This is a genomic window from Nocardioides sp. Leaf285 (assembly GCF_001422955.1).
In the GTDB taxonomy this organism is placed as follows: domain Bacteria; phylum Actinomycetota; class Actinomycetes; order Propionibacteriales; family Nocardioidaceae; genus Nocardioides; species Nocardioides kribbensis.
In genome coordinates, this window is record NZ_LMNH01000003.1 from 1127316 (window position 1) to 1142949 (window position 15634).

The window sequence follows — 15634 nt, forward strand, 5'->3', positions numbered from 1 at the left end:
CCGCGACGCGGCTCACCCCCGCGGATTCACAGTCGCCTCTCAGGATGCGGCCCCCGGGCGGCGGGCGAGCCCCTCAGGCCGTCGCCCGCCGCAGCAGCGAGGCCGGCACGGTGTTGCCGGCCTCCTCGATGCCGCGCCGGGGGTCGAGGCGCAGCAGCACCAGGAAGCCCAGCAGGAAGAACACCAGGAGGGCGAAGATGGCGGGGCGGTAGGAGCCGGTGAGCTGGAAGACCACGCCGAAGAGCAGCGTGCCGAACCACGAGGTGCCGCGCTCGGCGGCGTTGTAGAGCGCGAAGTACTCGCCCTCGCGGCCGCGGGGGATGAGCAGGCTGAAGAACGAGCGCGACAGCGCCTGGGTGCCGCCCATGACGACCGCGATGGCGGCTCCGGTGAGCACGAAGAGCCCGACGTCGCCCGCGGGCAGGGCGATGGCGGCGACGACGATCGCCATCCACCCGACCGTGCCCCACAACAGGCAGCGGTAGGCCCCGTGGGTGGAGGCCAGCCGGCCGAAGAGCAGCGCGCCGCCGAAGGCGACGAACTGGATCATCAGGATGGTCGCGATGAGCACCGTCTGGCTGAGACCGAGCTGCTTGGAGCCGTAGGTCGAGGCGCTCGCGATGACGGTCTGGATGCCGTCGTTGTAGAAGAGGTAGGCGATCAGGAAGGTCATGGTCATCGGGTAGCCGCGCAGCTCGCGCATCGTGGTCCACAGCTGCCCGAAGCTGCGCTGCACGAGGGAGCCCTCGCGCGACGGCGCCTCGGGGGAGGGCTGGTGGTCGCGCAGCCGCACGAAGGGCACGATCGTGAAGCCGGCCCACCACAGCGCCGCCGAGAGCATCGAGAGCCGCACGGCGAGCTCGGTGCCGATGCCGAAGGCGTCGTGGCCCAGCACGACGACGAGGTTGAGCAGGAGCAGCAGGCCTCCGCCGAGGTAGCCCCACGCCCAGCCGCGCGAGGAGACCCGGTCGCGCTCCTCGACGGTGGAGATGTCGACGAGGATCGCGTAGTAGCTCACGAGCGAGCAGCCGCCGAGGATGCTCGCGGCCACCACGGCGACCGCGCCGAGCTGCCAGTCGTCGCCCTCCATGAAGAACAGCAGCGACCCGGCGAGCGCGCCGGCCCACGCGAAGCCGGCCATGTGGCGCTTCTTGTGCGCCGAGCCGTCGACGAAGGCCCCCACCACGGGCAGCACGAAGGCGCTGGCGATGGTGGCGAAGGTCGTCAGGTAGGCCGGCAGCGAGCCGGCGGCCAGGTCGAGCCCCAGCAGCGAGACGGTGCGGCTGCAGGTCTCGTCGGGGTCGGGGCAGCCGGCGGCCCGCCCGGCGACGGTGATCATGTACGGCGCGAAGAGCACCGTCAGCACCGAGGTGTAGAAGGCGGAGTTGGCCCAGTCGTACCAGCTCCAGGCCCGTTGCTCGCGCCGCCGCTCCAGCGGACGCAGGTCGGCGACCCCGCGCGGGGCGCCGGTCGACTGCTCGGGGTCGGTGCTCATGCGGGCTCCCTCCACCGCCCCGCCGCCACGAGGACCTCGCGGAGGACGTCGGTGCGGTCGGTCATCAGGCCGTCGACGTCGAGGTCGAGCAGCGCGGTCATCTCCTCGGGGTCGTCGACGACCCACACGTGCACGTGCTTGCCGGCCGCGTGCGCCCGGCGCACGACGGAGCGGGTCACGACCTGCAGCCGCCAGCGGCCCCACCGCCGCTCCCGTGGCACCTGGAGGGCCGCGACCCGCCGTCCGGTGAGCAGGTCGGCGAGGCGCGCACTGGGGCACAGCCGCCACACCGCCACCTCCACGGGGTGGGCCGACGTGGCCACGCGCCCGCCGGTGAGCCGGCGGAACCGCCCCAGCCGTCGCGGGGAGAACGAGCCCACCAGCAGCCGGTCCCACGCCTCGCGCGCGGCGATGAAGTCGGCGAGGGCCGCCACGGCGCCGTCGGACTTGAGGTCGACGTTGAAGCGGGCCCCGGGCAGGGCGTCGAAGAGCTCGGCCAGGGTCGGCACCTGCTCCCGGCCGCCGACCCGGGCTCGTCGGACCTCGGCCAGGCTGAGCGAGGAGATCGCGCCGCGCTGGTCGCTGACCCGGTCGAGCACGCTGTCGTGGAAGGCCAGCAGGACGCCGTCACGGGTCACGTGCACGTCGGTCTCGAGGTAGCGGTAGCCGAGGTCGGCGGCGTGGCGGAAGGCCGCCAGCGTGTTCTCCAGCCCCTCGATCTCGGGGTGGAAGGCACCGCCGCGGTGGGCGAAGGCCAGCACCGGTCGCGTCGGCCCGGCGCCCGTGGTGCCCTCCCGCAGGTACGCCGGCACCGCGTCGGCCCGCGACGCCCGCGGTGCGGCCGAGGTGCGCGGGCGTCGGGTCACGGGCGTGAGTATGCACCTCCGCGCCCGGCCCCGGGGAGCGGCGGGTGGGGCCCGCCGCGCGTGTCGGCCGCCGGCCCGGCGCGGATGAGGGCCGGTCGGGGGCGGGTCACAGCCAGGTGTCGGCGTCGGCGCGCCCGAGGAGCACGGGGAGGGCGCGCCGCCACCGCTCCACGACCCGCGCCTGCGCGGAGCCACCGGGGTCGACCAGCCGGGTCATGGCGGCGCCGGTGAGCAGGTCGACGGTGAACTGCACGAGGGTCGCGACGCGGGGGTCCTCGTCGCCGACGACCTCCGCCACGGTGGCGTGCACCGTGGCGAAGACCCGGCGCTCGACCGGGCCCAGCACCGACCTGAGGTCGGGGTCGGTGCGCGCGGCCACCCACAGCTCCAGGACGGCCAGGAAGACGGGGTCGGCCAGGTCGGCCTGCACGAGGTCGACCGCCGCGTCCCAGCCGGTCCGCGTGCCGGCCTGCATGTCGGCCTGCGTGCCGGCCTGCGTGCCGGCCTGCGTGTCGGCCCTGGTGCCGGTGCTGGTGCTCGTGCCGGCCCGCTCACCGAGCACCCCGAGGCGCCGGGCGGCGACCTCCTCGACGACCGCCACCATCAGCGCCGCCCGGGTGGGGAAGTGGTGCAGCAGCGTGCCGCGGGCCAGACCGGCGCGCTGCTGCACCTCGGCCAGCGTGGTGGCGGCGTGGCCCTTCTCCAGCAGCGAGACCACGGTCGCGTCGAGCACCCGGGTCCGGGTCGCCGCGCTGCGCTCGGCCTGGCTGCGCCGGGGGTGTGACGGGCGGGTCGCGGTCATCGGGCCAGGCTAACGGCCCTGGCGCACAAACAGTCCGGGCCGACGGTATGTTGGGCCCATGGACCACGAGCCCTCCGCGGCGACCGACCCCGCCCGACCCGCCGCCCCCGGCCGCGCGCCCGCCCCCGCCGACCGGGTGGCGCGCGCGGTGCGGCGTACGACGGCGGGGGCGCGGGGAGCGGTGGCGCTCGCGCGGACCCCGGGGCTGGTGCGCGGCCTGGCCGCCGGGGTGGGCGAGGGCCTCGCCGCGCGGGTGGGGCTGGCCGGCTCCGCGCGCAGCGGGCCGGAGGAGGGCGCGGGGCCGGGCGAGCACGGCGTGCTCGACCCCGACGCCGCGATGCCCGCACCCGCGGGGCTCGACGGGTTCGCGCGGCGCGTGGGCGCGGCCCGGTCGGTGGCGTCGCCCGCAGCGGCGGTGGTCGAGCAGATGCACTCCACCGGAGCGCTCGCCTCGTGGCTGACCCTGCACGCCGCCTACCGCGGCGACGTGCCGGAGGTGCTGGCCGAGGGCGACACCCTGCGCCAGCAGATCCTGCTCATGGACATCCCCGCCGAGGCGCGCTGGCGGGTGGAGGCGGCCGACGAGCACGGCCTGGCCCTGCGCGGCACCGGTCCGATGGGCATCACCCTCGCGCTGTGGCTGCGCGTCGCGCCGACCGACGGCGGCAGCGTGGTGAGGCTCGACGCCGGTCTCGACGGCGCACCCCTGCGCGGCCCCGTCGGCACGACCGGCACCCGCAGCGTCGAGGCCGCCCTCGCCTCCTCGCTGGTGGCGCTCTCCGAGGCGCTCAGCGGTGCGGCACCGGCGGGCCCGCGGCTGCGGGTCGGCTCCGCCCCCGTGCTCCACCGGGCCTCGGGCCGGATGCTCGAGGCGAGCACCCCGGTGATCGTGGGCGTGGGGCAGGTCGTGCAGCGCGACCCCGACCCGGCGGCCCGGCCCGACCGCGACCCCGTCGCGCTGGCCGTCGAGGCGCTGCGGCTCGCCGCCGAGGACGCCGGCGCGGCGCTCGACCTGCTCGCCGCCGCCGACCACGTCTACGCCGTGCCCAGCGCGTCGTGGACCTACGCCGACCAGGCCGCCCTCGTGGCCGCCGGCGTCGGCGCGACTCCGGTCGCGACCGTGCAGTCGAGCCCCTTCGGCGGCGACGGCGGCCAGCTGGTCGTCAACGACGCCGCCGAGGCCGTGGCCGAGGGTCGCGCGCACGTCGTGCTGCTCGCCGGCGCGGAGGCGGGCGCCACGGTCTCGCGGGCGCAGGCGCTGGGGATCGAGCTCGACTGGCCCCGCCAGCCCAAGGGCACCGCCCCCACCCGCACCGTCGGCGTCGACCGCGTCGCCAACACCGAGACGGAGACCGGGGTGGGCCTCGGCGCGCCCGTCTACGTCTACGCCCTGCTGGAGTCGGCGGTGCGCCGGCGCCTGGGTCGCAGCGCGGGCGAGCACCTCGACCACGTGGCGCGGCTGTGGTCGCGCTTCTCCGGCGTCGCCGCCGCCAACCCCTACGCCTGGTCGCCGCACCGGGTCGCCGCGGAGGACCTGGCCACGCCCTCACCCGACAACCGCGCGATCAGCGCGCCGTACACCAAGCTGCTCTGCGCCAACCTGCAGGTCGACCTGTCCACCGGCACGGTGCTGACCAGCGTCGCCGCCGCCGAGGCCGCCGGCGTCCCGCAGGAGCGGTGGGTCTTCGTGCACGCGGGCGCCTCGGCCCACGACGAGTGGTTCGTCTCCGAGCGCGACGACCTGTCGCGCTCGCCCGCGATCGCCGCGATCGGCGCAGCCGCGCTGGCCCACGCGGGCGCCTCGATCGAGGACGTCGACCTGGTCGACCTCTACGCCTGCTTCCCCTCCGCGGTCGAGATCGCGGCCGACGCGCTCGGACTGCCGCTCGACGACCCCGCCCGACCCCTGACGGTCACCGGTGGGCTCACCTTCGCCGGCGGCCCCGGCAACAACTACGGCAGCCACGCCGTCGCCACGATGGTGCCGCTGCTGCGGGCCCGCCCGGGGGCGCTCGGGCTCAGCACCTCGCTGGGCTGGTACGCCACCAAGCACGCCCTCGGCCTCTACTCCGCCACCCCGCCCGAGCGCACCTTCGCCCACCTGCGCCCGGTGGTGGACCGGCCGCCCCGGCGCCCCGTGCTCGCCTCCTACGCCGGACCAGCCGTCGTCGAGGCCGCCACGGTGCCCTACGACCGCTCCGGGGAGCCCGAGGCCGTCGTGGCCAGCCTGCTCACGCCGGCGGGGGAGCGGGTGCTGGTGCGCAGCGAGGACCCCGCGCTCGTCGCGGCGATGCTCGACGACGTGCTGCTCGGCGCGGAGGTCGAGGTCGCCGTCGGCGGCGGGAGCGGGAGCGGGAGCGGGGAGGAGCGTCTCGTGGTGACCGCCCCCGGGCGCCCGGGCTCGACGCCGGCCCCGATGCCCGCGGCGCCGCGACCTCCGGTGCGCACCGAGCGCCGCGGCGCCGTGCTGGTCGTGACGCTCGACCGCCCGGAGGTGCGCAACGCCGTCGACGCCCGCACCGCCGAGGCCCTCGAGCAGGCCGTCGACGACGCCGAGGCCGACCCGGGCGTGCGGGCCATCGTGCTCACCGGAGCGGGCGGCACCTTCTGCGCGGGCATGGACCTGCGGGCCGCCGCCCGCGGCGAGCTGCCGGTGACCGCCGGGCGCGGGCCCCTCGGGCTGACCGGCCGACCGCCCACGACGCCCCTCGTGGTGGCGGTGGAGGGTGCGGCGCTCGCCGGGGGCTGCGAGCTCGTGCTCGCCGCCGACCTCGTCGTGGCCGCGCAGGACGCGACCTTCGGGCTGCCCGAGGCCCGCCGCGGGCTGGTGGCCGCCGCCGGCGGCATGGTGCGCGCCCGCGAGCGGCTGCCACGCAACGTCGCCATGGAGCTGGTGCTCCTGGGCGAGCCCGTCGACGCGCCGCGCCTGCACGCCCTTGGCCTGGTCAACCGGCTCGTGGCGCCGGGCGACGCCCTCGAGGAGGCCGTCGCCCTGGCCGCGCGGATCGCCGGCAACGCACCGCTCAGCGTCGCGCTGGGCAAGCGGGTCGTCGACGAGTCACCGGGCTGGGCGCCCGTCGAGGCCTTCGAGCGGCAGGGCGAGCTGGCCTCGGCGGTGCTGCTCTCCGACGACGCCCGCGAGGGCGTCGAGGCCTTCGCCGAGCGTCGCGACCCGGTGTGGCGGGGTCGCTGACCCCGGTCGCCGCCCCTGCCGGGGCCGCGGGCGCACCCGTGCCGCGCGTGCCCGTCGTACGGCCGGAGGCGGAGCTGTCGGCCCGGACCCGCACCTGTCGGCCCGTGCGTGGGCCGACGGGTGCGGGTTTCACCGGCCGGCTGGTGACACCCGCACCGCCGGGCGCGGCCCGACCTCAGATGTCGCGGAAGGTCTCGATCGAGGCGCCGAGGGTGTTGAGGCGCTCGGCGAGGTCCTCGTAGCCGCGGTGGATGACGTAGGTCGAGCGCAGCACGGAGGTGCCCTTCGAGGCCAGCATCGCCAGCAGGATCACCACGGCCGGGCGCAGCGCCGGCGGGCAGACGATCTCGGTGCCGGAGAAGTGCGTCGGCCCCTCGATCATCACGCGGTGGGGGTCGAGCAGCTTGACCGAGGCGCCGAGCTTGGTCAGCTCGGTGAGGTAGATCGCGCGGTTCTCGTAGACCCAGTCGTGCAGCAGCGTCTGGCCCGTCGCCACCGCGGCGATGACGGCGAAGAACGGCAGGTTGTCGATGTTGAGGCCGGGGAACGGCATCGGGTGGATCTTGTCCAGCGGCGCGTGCAGGTCGGAGGCGTGGGTGGTGAGGTCGACCAGCCGGGTGTGGCCGTTGCGCGCGACGTACTCCTCGGTGCGGTCGTAGCGGAAGCCCATCTCCTCCAGCGTGGCCAGCTCGATCTCGAGGAACTCGATCGGCACGCGCTGGATCGTGATCGAGGACTTCGTGACGATCGCGGCGGCCAGCAGCGACATGGCCTCGATCGGGTCCTCGGCCGGGGCGTAGTCGACGTCGACGTCGATGACCTCGCAACCGGTGACGGTCAGCGTCGTGGTGCCGACGCCCTCGACGGTGACGCCGAGGCGCTGGAGGTAGAAGCAGAGGTCCTGGACCATGTAGTTCGACGAGGCGTTGCGGATCACCGTGGTGCCCGGGTGCAGCGCGGCGGCCATGAGGGCGTTCTCGGTGACGGTGTCGCCGCGCTCGGTGAGCACGATCGGGCGGCCCGGCTCGATGGCCCGGTTGACCTGGGCGTGGTACATCCCGTCGGTCGCCTTGACCTCTAGGCCGAAGGGCCGCAGCGCGGCCATGTGCGGCTCGACGGTGCGCGTGCCGAGGTTGCAGCCGCCGGCGTAGGGCAGCTCGAAGGCGTCGGCGCGGTGCAGCAGCGGACCCAGGAACATGATGACCGAGCGCGTACGCCGCGCCGCGGTCTCGTCGACCGCGTCGAGGCGCAGCTCCTTGGGCGGGATGATCTCCAGGTCGTTGTCGGCGTTGAGCCAGCGGGTCTGCACCCCGAGGCTGCCGAGCACCTCCAGCAGACGGTTGACCTCCTCGATGCGGGCGACCTTCCGCAGCGTCGTGCGCCCGCGGTTGAGCAGCGAGGCGCACAGCAGCGCGACGCCGGCGTTCTTGGAGGTCTTCACCTCGATGCTGCCGGTCAGCGTGGTCGGACCGCTCACGCGCAGGTGCGTCGGACCGGCGCCGAGGGCCACGATCTCGGAGTCGAGCGCAGCGCCGATGCGGGCCAGCATCTCCAGGGAGAGGTTCTGGTGGCCCTTCTCGATGCGGTTGATCGCGCTCTGACTGGTGGAGAGCAGCTCGGCCAGCTGGTGCTGGGTGAGGCCTCGGTGCTTGCGGGCGTCGCGGATGAGGTTGCCGATCCGACCCTTGTATCCCTCGCTCATGCCGTCCACGGTAACTCACATGTGAGATAGCGCCGCATCCTCCGTGACCCGCGCGTGTCGGGCCGGTCCGGGCGGTCGGGGAGGGCGTGCCAGGATCGGCACCATGAAGGCCACCACCATCCACGCTGCCCGCGACATCCGCTTCGAGGAGGTGCCCGACGCACGCGTCGAGCAGCCCACCGACGCCGTCGTCCGTGTCACCACCGCCTGCATCTGCGGCTCCGACCTGTGGCCCTACCGGGGCGAGAACCCGATCAAGGCCGGCTCCACCATCGGCCACGAGTGCATCGGCGTCGTCGAGGAGGTCGGCTCCTCGGTCTCCCAGATCCGCGTCGGCGACTTCGTCGTCGTGCCCTTCGACCACTGCGACAACACCTGCGCCCACTGCCGCGCCGGCATGCAGTCGGCCTGCGTCGACCTCTCCATCACCCAGAGCGGCCAGGGCGAGCTGGCCCGGGTCGGCCACGCCGACGGCAGCCTCGTGCGCGTCGACGGCGTGCTCGGCGACGGCCGCCCCGATCCCGCCCTGGTGCCCTCGCTGATGGCCCTCTCCGACGTCATGCCCACCGGCTGGCACGCCGCGGTGAGCGCGGGCGTCGCCGAGGGCGGCACGGCCGTGGTCGTGGGCGACGGGGCCGTCGGCCTGTGCGGTGTGCTCGCGGCCTCGATGATGGGCGCCGAGAAGGTCGTGGTCATGTCGCGCCACGAGTCGCGCCAGCGCATCGCCCGCGACTTCGGCGCCACGCACGTGGTGGCCACGCGCGGCGAGGAGGGCGAGGCCGAGGTCATGGAGATCACCGGGGGCGTCGGGGCCGACGCGGTCCTGGAGTGCGTCGGCACCGACCAGGCCATGCGCACCGCGTTCACGGTCGCCCGCCCCGGCTCGACGGTCGGCTTCGTCGGCGTACCGCACGGCGTCGAGCTGCCGATCCGGCGGATGTTCTCCCACAACGTCGGCCTCGCCGGCGGCATGGCCCCCGTGCGCCGCTACCTGCCCGAGCTGCTCGACCACGTGCTGGCCGGCCGCATCGACCCGGGGCTGGTCTTCGACCTGACCCTGCCGATGGACCAGGTCGCCGAGGGCTACGCCGCCATGGACGAGCGCCGCGCCACCAAGGTGCTGCTGCAGCCCTGAGGGCACCGGAGGGACCGGGGCGCGCCGCCGCGCGCCCCGGCAGCGGCCGGGCCCACACGGGTGGGCCCGGCGCCGTCGGCCGCGAGTAGCGTGCCCGCGGGAGAGGTCCGCACGGACCGGTGGGAGGACGCATGACCGAGCTGGTGCTGGGACCGTTGCTGCGCCACGTCGACGAGACGTCGGCGACGATCTGGGTGGAGACCTCCGACGCCACGTCGGTCACGGTCAGCACCACCGCCGAGGGCGGGGGAGCGGGCCCGAGCGCGCAGGCCCGCACCTGGCGGGTGCACGGGCACCACTACGCGCTCGTCGAGCTCACCGGCCTCCAGCCGGGTTCGCGCTCGGCCTACACCGTCTCCCTCGACGGCGCCGAGGTCTGGCCCCCGCCGGAGACGCCCCAGGAGGACTCGGTCATCGGGACCCTGCTGGCCGGGCGTCCGCTGCACCTGCTCTTCGGGTCGTGCCGCGTCGCGGTGCCCCACGACGAGGAGCACCACGAGAGCTTCGGCGTCGACTCGCTGCGCACCTTCGGCCTGCACCTGATCCGTCACCCCGAGCAGCGACGGCCCGACCTCATGATGTTCCTGGGCGACCAGGTCTACGCCGACGAGACCTCGGAGTCGATGCGCGACTTCATCGCCGCACGGCGCGACCCCGACCAGGACCCGGGCTGGGAGCTGCAGGACTACGAGGAGTACGCCGAGCTCTACCGCCTCGCCTGGAGCGACCCCGCCAACCGCTGGCTGCTCTCGACCGTGCCCAGCGCGATGATCTTCGACGACCACGACATCCGCGACGACTGGAACACCTCGGTGACCTGGCGACGCGACATGGAGGCCACCTCGTGGTGGAAGGGCCGCATCGTCGGCGGGCTCGCCTCCTACTGGGTCTACCAGCACCTGGGCAACCTCGACGCCGCCGGTCGCGCCGAGGACCGGGTGTGGCAGCTCGTGGCCGGCCACGAGGGCCCCGAGGAGCTCGACCTCACCCAGACCCTCGACGAGCTGGCCGACCTCGCCGACCGCGAGCCCACCACCTACCGGTGGAGCTACGCCCGGACCTTCGACACCCAGGCGCGCCTGGTCGTCGTCGACTCCCGCGCCGCCCGCGTGCTGGAGCCCCAGCTGCGCTCGATCATCGACGACGAGGAGATGGCGTGGCTCGACTCGCAGATGCGCGGCGACGTCGACCACCTGCTCATCGGCACCTCGCTGCCGTTCCTCATGGCCCCCGGCCTGCACCACACCGAGGCCGTCGTGGAGGCGGTCGCGGAGGGTGTGTGGGGCAAGCACGTCGCGCGACTCGCCGAGAAGCTGCGCCGCGCCGTCGACATCGAGCACTGGGCCGCCTTCCAGGACGGCTTCCGCAAGGTCGGTCTGATGGCGCGCGAGGTGGCCGCCGGCGAGCGGGGCCGAGCCCCGATCACCGTCACCTTCCTCAGCGGCGACGTGCACCACAGCTACCTCGCCCGCGCCTGGCCCGACCCGAGGGCCGGGGTGGAGGCGCGCAGCCGGATCGTGCAGGCGGTGTGCTCGCCCATCCGCAACCCGCTGCCCACGGTGATGCGGCTGGCCTTCTCGCTGGGCGTGCGCGGCAAGGCCCGCCCGCGGGGCTGGGTCATGGGGCGGCGCACCCTGCGCTCGCCGCTGCACTGGGAGGTCACCGACGGGCCGTGGTTCACCAACCTGCTGGCCACCCTCGACGTGCGACCCGGCGGGCTGGCGATCACGTGGTCGACCGGCGAGGTCCGCGACGGCGATCACGACCGGCCGGTCTGGCGCGCGGTGTCCTCGGTCGACGTCTGAGCCGCGCGGCGGGTCGACCCCGGGGAGGGGGGAGCCCGCTCAGGCGGGCCCGGCGAAGGCGACGGGCTTGCCCTGGGCACGGGCGTAGGCGACCTCCCGGCGGGTGGACTCGCCGAGGTGTCCACCGGGGGCGACGACCGGGACCCTGTCGGCCAGGTCGATGCGGCGCAGGTGGAGCTCACCGAGCGCGGTGCGCTGCTCCTCGCTCACGGGCTCGTCGGTGATGGACAGGTCCGACGGCCGGTCGAGCACGACCGGCGCGAGCACGATCGCCCCGGCGAGGGTGAGCACGCGCGTCGCCTCGGCCAGCTCCTCGGCGAAGCGGAGGGAGCCGCAGAGGCACACGACCTCGGGGCGTGGGGGCACGGCTGGTCCTCGCGGGTCGGTGACTCGGTCGCGCACCAGGATGACAGAACGTGCGTGCGAAGGCGGCTGGTGCCGAGGCGCTCCTCCACGACCGCCATGGCCGGGTGGTGGCTTCGAGACGCTCGCTGGCGCTCGCTCCTCAACCACCGGAGCGGGCCTCGTGGCCGGCCTGCGGGGTCAGGCGACGCGGGCGGTGCGCACGGGGGTGCCCGGCATGACGACGGGCTCGCAGGAGCAGCTGTCGCCGCAGGCCAGGAAGGTGTGCACGGCGTGGCCGCAGCGCAGGCACGGCATGTCGTGCGACAGGTGCGTGTCGGTGGCGTGGGTGGTGTCCCACATGGCGGTTCCTCCTCTCGGCGTCGGTCCGGGATCCGTCCCCTGACCGTACGGACACCGGGGGGCCGATGTGAGGTGAACGACACGCGCGTCGCGAAGACTGTCCGGACGGAGCGGGGGAGGCCTGGCCCAGACGGGCCATGCGCCGTGGTCACCTGTGACCACGTGTGGCGCCGGGCCGTCGGATCAGCCGTGCAGCGGGCGGTGCGCGGCGACCATCGTGTAGTCCTTCGCCGGGCCTCGGACCTCCCAGGTGATGGTCCAGCCGCCGGCCGGGGAGCCGGGCTCGAGCAGCCCGCGGTAGTGGTCGCGCCCGCAGGGGTGGTCGACCTGCACGCCGGGCTCCCAGGGGTGGAAGTCGCGTCCGTCCTCGAAGGTGACCCACCAGCCCTGGTCGCGGGGCTCGACGTAGAGGGTGCGGGAGACGGGCACGCTCGTGCCTGGCCAGGACATGGTGCCGTGCTCGTGCCACCTCACGCGGCCGTCGCCGAGGAGGCTGAGCTCGGCGAGCCCCACCACGCTGCGGCGCAGCCCGTCGTGGCGGTCGTCGATGTCGCGCTCGACCGACCACGTGCCCAGCAGGTCGAGCGGCCCGGCCGGGGTCGACCGGCCGGGCGGGGGAGCCGGCGTCAGCGGCTCTGGGTGGTGCGCAGCGTCGCGGCGATCAGCACGACGATGCCGGCCGACAGGTCGCTGACCATGACGGTCGTCGAGCTGTTGGCGAAGATGCCGACCAGCACCAGGCCGATGCCGCACAGGAAGAGCACGCCGATGGCGGGCGCGGCCGGGAGGTCGACCTTGAGAGAGAGCGCCGCGAGGATGATCACCAGCGCGAAGGACTGCGAGATGTAGCCCGACCACATGCCGTCGGGGGTGTCGGTGGAGTAGAGCATCCAGCTGGAGAGCAGGAGCGCCGTCGCGGCGCCGAGCGCCAGGGCCCAGCCGAGCGGGCCGGCGACCGGCGGGGGAGCGACGTAGGGCTGCTGCGTGACGGTCTCGGGGGTGGCCGGGGTCGACGCCTCGGGCCGGGACACGGGAAGGGACACGGTCGGGCCGCTCTCTGCTCGGAGTTCGATCGGGGGTGGTGCGTGCAGCCGGGCTGCGCTCGTGCGGGGTGCTGCTGGGGCCGATCCTAGCCGGGCGTGCGCCGCCGCCGGTGGGCCAGGTGGGGCGAGGGATCGGGCGGAGGCGGGGGCGGGAGCAGCTCGTTCTGCCGCTCGCGCACGGCGAGCTTGATCTGCTGCAGGTTGTTGCGCAGCAGGTCGGAGACCAGCTCGTCCATCCGGGGGTCGCCGAGCATCTCGATCAGCACCCGCAGCGTGGTCTCGGTGACCTCGGAGACCACGAGGTCGTAGCCGGGCAGGCGTCCGATGAGCCGGGAGGTCGGGTCGTGGCGGACCTTCTCGGTGACGAGGGCCTTGAGCTCGTCGTGGTTCTCGAGCAGGGCGTCGGAGATGTTCTTGGTGTAGTGACCGGTCTGGATGACGTCGGCGACCTCGTCGAGCACCATGATCGTGATCGGGCGCTTAACCATCGAGACCACCTTGTCGCGGCCCTTGTTGATCTGGCGGATCGCGAAGGGCGTGCGCAGCCCGCGCCGCACCAGGAAGCGGGTCACGACGGCCGAGACGACGGCGAGCGCGATGAGCAGGACGACGATCAGCGCGACGAGCTGGGTCGTGCTGAGGCCGGCCACGAGGGGGATCACGGCGCCATCCTGCCGGACCGCAGCCCTCACCTGGTGAGCGTGGCGAGCAGCAGCGGGCCGGTCGCCTCGCCCGCGTGGCCCGTGAGCGCACCGGCCGGCGGGTCGGCCGGGGCGGCGGCGGGGTGACGGGAGACGCCGAGCGTCGCGCCCCCGACCCGCACGAGGGTCCAGCCGTCGACGTCGGTGACGGCCTCCTCGCCCAGCGCGCGCCCGACGTCGAGTGCGGTGTCCGCCAGCGGCGCAGCGCCGCCGGTGCCGTGCGCGCGCGCCGACGGGTCGCGCTCCACCTCGGTGCCGTCGTCCTGGCGCACCACCTCGCGGGCCTCGCCGGCCGCGTCGGCGATCGTGGCCGCCAGCGTCGCGACGTACGCCGGGTCGCCGCAGCCGTCGTAGACCCAGCGCGGACCCAGCACGGTGTGCTCCATGGTCGTGACCAGCCAGCGCTCGCCGTCGGGCAGCGGCGCGCCACGGAAGGTCAGCGGCACCTGGAGCACACCGCCGGCGGCGTCGCGCACGAGGAAGGTCTCCACACCCACCTCGCCGGCCGGGTCGTCGAAGCGGAAGGCGCCCAGGGTCTCGACCTCGCCCGCGTCGAGCGCCCACGGCTGCTGCGGCAGCCAGGCGTTGATCGCCTCGAGCTTGGTCGGGACGATGCTCGCGCGGTGCAGGAGGGCCATGCCCGGCAGGCTAGCCGGGGCTCCTAGGCTGCACCGGTGACCTCGCCCGACGCCGCTGCCCCCGAGCCGTCGACCTCCGACACGTCCCCGCCCGCGCTGCACACGACCGAGGTCGGCTCGACCGGACCCACCGTGGTCTTCCTCCACGGGCTCTTCGGGCAGGGCCGCAACTTCACCCAGGTCGCCAAGGCCCTCCAGCCCGACCTCCGCTCGGTGCTCGTCGACCTGCCCAACCACGGCCGCTCGCCGTGGACCGGCACCGCCGACTACGAGACGGTCGCCGAGAGCGTCGCCACCTGGCTGCGCGCCACCTACGCCGCGCAGGGCCCGGTGCACCTCGTGGGCCACTCGATGGGCGGCAAGGTGGCGATGGTCCTCGCGCTGCGTCACCCCGACCTCGTGGACCGGCTCGTCGTGGTCGACATCTCCCCGGCGCCCAGCGACGGGGCGGGGGAGTTCGAGCACCTGCTGGGGGCGCTGGCCGGGCTCGACCTGCCTGCGCTGACCAGCCGCGCCGACGCCGACGCGGGTCTGGCCGACCAGATCGACGACGAGCGGGTGCGCGGCTTCCTGCTGCAGAACCTGCGCTCGGGCCAGGACGGCTTCCGCTGGCAGGCCGACCTCGACCTGCTGCGCCGCGAGCTGGCCGCCATCGCGGGCTTCCCCGTGCTCGACGACGTCGCGCCGTTCGACCACCCGGTGCTGTGGATGGCCGGCGAGCGCTCGGCGTACGTGCAGCCCGAGCACGAGCCGTCGATGCGCGCCCTCTTCCCGCGCACCCGCCAGGTGACCATCAAGGGCGCCGGGCACTGGGTGCACTCGGAGCGGCCGGAGGCCTTCGTCTCCGCGCTGCGCGTCTTCCTCACCGCAGCGCTCTAGCCTGACCGGCATGCCGACCCGCGCCCAGATCGTGTCCTTCGCCGGCGACGAGGCACCGCCGGGCGAGTCGCCCTGGGTGGCAGGCTGGGGCCCGAGCCCGTACGTCGCGGTCGTCGAGCCGGACCCGTCGTGGCCCGAGCGCTCCGCGCAGGTCGCGGCGACGGTGCGCAGCGCCCTGGGCTGGCGGGTGCTGGCGCTGGAGCACGTGGGCTCCACCGCCGTGGCGGGGCTCGCCGCGAAGCCCACCCTCGACCTCGACCTGGTGCTCGCCGACCCCGACGCCGAGGACGCCTACGTGCCCGCGCTGGAGGCGCTGGGCTTCGTGCTCACCGTGCGTGAGCCGTGGTGGCAGGGCCACCGGCTGCTGCGCCTCGACCCGCCGGCGCTGGGGGAGAGCCTCGGCTGCCACCTGCACGTCTTCGGGCCCGACAGTGCGGAGCCGTGGAAGCACCGACTCTTCCGCGACTGGCTGCGCGCGCACCCCGACGAGCGGGAGCTCTACGCCGCCGCGAAGCGCTCCGCCGCCGACGCCGCGAGCGCGGCGGGGGAGCACTCGATGCTCTACAACGCCCGCAAGCAGGACGTGGTGCGCGCGATCTACGCCCGTGCCTTCCGCGCCGCGGGCCTGTCGGACTGACCCGTTCGCACGCTCGCCGACTCCGGGTCGGAC

At 74.9% G+C, this 15634-nt stretch carries 15 protein-coding genes; 5 read left to right on the forward strand and 10 right to left on the reverse strand.

Translation table 11 applies throughout. From position 1 onward, the window contains the following. Window positions 1-73: 73 nt before the first annotated feature. From ASF47_RS13615 to ASF47_RS13625, 3 genes are all read right to left on the reverse strand, one after another. Entirely contained in the window at window positions 74-1495 is a 1422-nt protein-coding gene (locus ASF47_RS13615; protein WP_082500286.1) for an MFS transporter, read from the reverse strand. Then, window positions 1492-2361 carry a glycerophosphodiester phosphodiesterase gene (locus ASF47_RS13620; protein WP_321163133.1) on the reverse strand — a complete coding sequence of 290 codons (870 nt, stop codon included), beginning with the start codon at window positions 2359-2361 and terminating at the stop codon, window positions 1492-1494. Before ASF47_RS13620 ends, ASF47_RS13615 begins: the two co-directional genes overlap by 4 nt. A gap of 106 nt (window positions 2362-2467) precedes the next feature. After that, window positions 2468-3163, reverse strand: a complete 696-nt coding sequence (locus ASF47_RS13625) for a TetR/AcrR family transcriptional regulator (RefSeq protein ID WP_056864436.1) — start codon at window positions 3161-3163, stop codon at window positions 2468-2470. Between the two features lie 58 nt (window positions 3164-3221). Here ASF47_RS13625 and ASF47_RS13630 point away from each other — a divergent pair, with 58 nt between their 5' ends. Beyond that, complete coding sequence (locus ASF47_RS13630) at window positions 3222-6356, forward strand: crotonase/enoyl-CoA hydratase family protein (protein WP_082500287.1); 3135 nt, start codon at window positions 3222-3224, stop codon at window positions 6354-6356. A 175-nt stretch (window positions 6357-6531) separates the two neighbouring features. Here the strand turns inward: ASF47_RS13630 and ASF47_RS13635 are convergent, their stop codons facing one another. Further along, entirely contained in the window at window positions 6532-8058 is a 1527-nt protein-coding gene (locus ASF47_RS13635; RefSeq protein ID WP_056864692.1) for a helix-turn-helix domain-containing protein, read from the reverse strand. 103 nt (window positions 8059-8161) lie between these two features. On the opposite strand from ASF47_RS13635, the gene ASF47_RS13640 reads away from it, so the two are divergent. Both ASF47_RS13640 and ASF47_RS13645 read left to right on the forward strand, forming a co-directional pair. Then, window positions 8162-9193: a zinc-dependent alcohol dehydrogenase family protein gene (locus ASF47_RS13640; protein WP_056864437.1), complete on the forward strand. Its 1032-nt coding sequence runs from the start codon at window positions 8162-8164 to the stop codon at window positions 9191-9193. 131 nt (window positions 9194-9324) lie between these two features. Continuing rightward, window positions 9325-10998, forward strand: coding sequence for an alkaline phosphatase D family protein (locus ASF47_RS13645; RefSeq protein WP_056864438.1), 1674 nt, complete (start codon window positions 9325-9327; stop codon window positions 10996-10998). A 39-nt stretch (window positions 10999-11037) separates the two neighbouring features. Here the strand turns inward: ASF47_RS13645 and ASF47_RS13650 are convergent, their stop codons facing one another. The 6 genes from ASF47_RS13650 to ASF47_RS13670 all read right to left on the reverse strand — a co-directional run bounded on the left by ASF47_RS13650 (window position 11038) and on the right by ASF47_RS13670 (window position 14085). Further along, window positions 11038-11364 carry a hypothetical protein gene (locus ASF47_RS13650; RefSeq protein ID WP_056864439.1) on the reverse strand — a complete coding sequence of 109 codons (327 nt, stop codon included), beginning with the start codon at window positions 11362-11364 and terminating at the stop codon, window positions 11038-11040. A 177-nt stretch (window positions 11365-11541) separates the two neighbouring features. Continuing rightward, window positions 11542-11703: a hypothetical protein gene (locus tag ASF47_RS21585; RefSeq protein WP_165699043.1), complete on the reverse strand. Its 162-nt coding sequence runs from the start codon at window positions 11701-11703 to the stop codon at window positions 11542-11544. Between the two features lie 183 nt (window positions 11704-11886). Further along, window positions 11887-12333: a DUF6314 family protein gene (locus tag ASF47_RS21910; RefSeq protein ID WP_235558761.1), complete on the reverse strand. Its 447-nt coding sequence runs from the start codon at window positions 12331-12333 to the stop codon at window positions 11887-11889. After that, window positions 12330-12746, reverse strand: coding sequence for a hypothetical protein (locus ASF47_RS13660; RefSeq protein ID WP_156697892.1), 417 nt, complete (start codon window positions 12744-12746; stop codon window positions 12330-12332). The genes ASF47_RS21910 and ASF47_RS13660 overlap by 4 nt, the downstream gene beginning before the upstream one ends. Window positions 12747-12832: 86 nt before the next feature. Next, window positions 12833-13408: a hypothetical protein gene (locus ASF47_RS13665; protein ID WP_056864442.1), complete on the reverse strand. Its 576-nt coding sequence runs from the start codon at window positions 13406-13408 to the stop codon at window positions 12833-12835. Window positions 13409-13434: 26 nt separating this feature from the next. Continuing rightward, entirely contained in the window at window positions 13435-14085 is a 651-nt protein-coding gene (locus ASF47_RS13670; protein WP_056864443.1) for a CG0192-related protein, read from the reverse strand. A gap of 36 nt (window positions 14086-14121) precedes the next feature. Here ASF47_RS13670 and ASF47_RS13675 point away from each other — a divergent pair, with 36 nt between their 5' ends. Both ASF47_RS13675 and ASF47_RS13680 read left to right on the forward strand, forming a co-directional pair. Beyond that, on the forward strand, window positions 14122-14964 hold the full coding sequence (locus ASF47_RS13675; protein WP_082500288.1) for an alpha/beta fold hydrolase: 843 nt from the start codon (window positions 14122-14124) through the stop codon (window positions 14962-14964). A gap of 10 nt (window positions 14965-14974) precedes the next feature. Further along, the gene (locus ASF47_RS13680) at window positions 14975-15601 is read left to right on the forward strand and encodes a GrpB family protein (protein WP_056864444.1); all 627 of its coding nucleotides are present in this window, start codon (window positions 14975-14977) and stop codon (window positions 15599-15601) included. Window positions 15602-15634 lie beyond the last annotated feature (33 nt).

What these genes read in the sequence shown, in the direction of transcription:
- ASF47_RS13615 (WP_082500286.1), bottom strand. Translation starts at nt 1,495, where the DNA reads ATGAGCACCGACCCCGAGCAGTCGACCGGCGCCCCGCGCGGGGTCGCC.
- ASF47_RS13625 (WP_056864436.1), bottom strand. Translation starts at nt 3,163, where the DNA reads ATGACCGCGACCCGCCCGTCACACCCCCGGCGCAGCCAGGCCGAGCGC.
- ASF47_RS13630 (WP_082500287.1), top strand. Translation starts at nt 3,222, where the DNA reads ATGGACCACGAGCCCTCCGCGGCGACCGACCCCGCCCGACCCGCCGCC.
- ASF47_RS13635 (WP_056864692.1), bottom strand. Translation starts at nt 8,058, where the DNA reads ATGAGCGAGGGATACAAGGGTCGGATCGGCAACCTCATCCGCGACGCC.
- ASF47_RS13640 (WP_056864437.1), top strand. Translation starts at nt 8,162, where the DNA reads ATGAAGGCCACCACCATCCACGCTGCCCGCGACATCCGCTTCGAGGAG.
- ASF47_RS13645 (WP_056864438.1), top strand. Translation starts at nt 9,325, where the DNA reads ATGACCGAGCTGGTGCTGGGACCGTTGCTGCGCCACGTCGACGAGACG.
- ASF47_RS21585 (WP_165699043.1), bottom strand. Translation starts at nt 11,703, where the DNA reads ATGTGGGACACCACCCACGCCACCGACACGCACCTGTCGCACGACATG.
- ASF47_RS13670 (WP_056864443.1), bottom strand. Translation starts at nt 14,085, where the DNA reads ATGGCCCTCCTGCACCGCGCGAGCATCGTCCCGACCAAGCTCGAGGCG.
- ASF47_RS13680 (WP_056864444.1), top strand. Translation starts at nt 14,975, where the DNA reads ATGCCGACCCGCGCCCAGATCGTGTCCTTCGCCGGCGACGAGGCACCG.